1 protein-coding gene is annotated in these 1,006 nt (G+C 60.5%); it reads right to left on the bottom strand.

The annotated features are described in order from the left end of the window. Positions 1 to 107: 107 nt before the first annotated feature. Positions 108 to 623: a DNA starvation/stationary phase protection protein gene (locus tag EN906_RS35320; protein ID WP_127270297.1), complete on the bottom strand. Its 516-nt coding sequence runs from the start codon at positions 621 to 623 to the stop codon at positions 108 to 110. Positions 624 to 1,006: the final 383 nt, after the last annotated feature.

The raw sequence follows: 1,006 nt of genomic DNA, 5'->3' as shown, positions 1-1,006 counted from the left end.
GGACATGGCATTTTCCTGTGAGAGAGCAACGGGAAGTCGCAAGCGGCGACCGCTTGCCGCAGATCGGGGCGACGCCATTCCGCGCCGACGGTCCATGGCCTTGGGGGTCAGTCCGCCATCCGCCCGGCTTCGAAAAGGAACCAGGTACGGCGCTCGGCCTCATCAATCCAAACCTCGATCAAGCTGGTCGTCGCGACGTCGTCGTGCTCCTCGCATACTGCGTGCACGGCGCGCAGGAGACTTATGAAGGTGCGGTTGTCTTGGGCAAGCTCGGCCAGCATGTCGTGTGGCGTCACATAGGCCGCGTCATTGTCGGAGATTCGCTGCTCCTTCGCGATCTGTCCGATAGAGCGGAGCGTGGTGCCGCCGATCTTGCGACAGCGCTCAGCGATGTCATCGGTGATAGCGAAGATTTGCTCGCCTTGTTCGTCGAGTAACACATGGTAATCACGGAAGTGCGGCCCTGACATGTGCCAGTGGAAATTCTTCGTCTTGAGGTAAAGCGCGAAGGTATCGGCTAGCAACCCGGTGAGAGCGGCAGAGATATCTGTCACGGCATTCTCGCCGAGATCGGAAGGGGTACGGAGCGGTGCGGCGCGAAGGCGGAGGGCGTTGGTGGTCATGGGGATGATCCTTGGTCAGCGAGCTCAATGCGTGCTCAATTGCGCCAACCTAGGCCCCGAAAAGCCGTCTGGTCTTCTGCAAATGCCGGGTTTTCTTTCTGAATGCCCGGAAAGGACGGGCTCTTCATCGGCCAGCGAGGGGCGTCGCGGCGGTCAGCGCCCGGACGCCGCCAGCCCTGCAGTTTCATTTCGCTGGGCCACGAGACAAGGTTGTGTGCTGTGAGTTCTGCAAATTCGCTGAGAAAGGGCGGTCATGGCAGGCTGGTGATATTCAACGTCACCGAGTTCCGCCACATTCTGCTTTCGAGCCCTGATGGGCTGCGCGATGTGATCCGCGCGGTGATGCAGGAAGTCCTGGAGGGCGAGATGGATGAGGTGCTTGG

It is taken from the genome of Mesorhizobium sp. M7A.F.Ca.CA.004.06.1.1, from assembly GCF_003999135.1.
In the GTDB taxonomy this organism is placed as follows: Bacteria; Pseudomonadota; Alphaproteobacteria; order Rhizobiales; family Rhizobiaceae; genus Mesorhizobium.
The sequence above is the reverse complement of the archived record's forward strand: the minus strand, read 5'-3'. Positions and strand labels throughout refer to the sequence as shown.